The sequence below is a fragment of the Drancourtella massiliensis genome, assembly GCF_016900655.1.
In the GTDB taxonomy this organism is placed as follows: domain Bacteria; phylum Bacillota; class Clostridia; order Lachnospirales; family Lachnospiraceae; genus Sellimonas; species Sellimonas catena.
In genome coordinates, this window is record NZ_JACJKH010000164.1 from 1 (window position 1) to 200 (window position 200).

Below are 200 nucleotides of genomic sequence, written 5' to 3' on the forward strand. Positions count from 1 at the left end.
AGTGCGTAATAGCTCACTAGTCGAGAGGTCCTGCGCCGAAAATGTCCGGGGCTGAAACACACCACCGAAGCTCAGGAATGTCGTAGACATTGGTAGAGGAGCATTGCATACAGGGCGAAGCAGTACCGGAAGGAGCTGTGGACTGTATGGAAGAGAGAATGCCGGAATGAGTAGCGAGAGGAAGGTGGGAATCCTTCCGG

General features: G+C 54.0%; 1 rRNA gene. It reads left to right on the forward strand.

Annotation, left to right across the window (positions count from 1 at the left end):
- Positions 1-200, forward strand: a 23S ribosomal RNA gene (locus tag H6A32_RS17095); the annotation flags it as partial.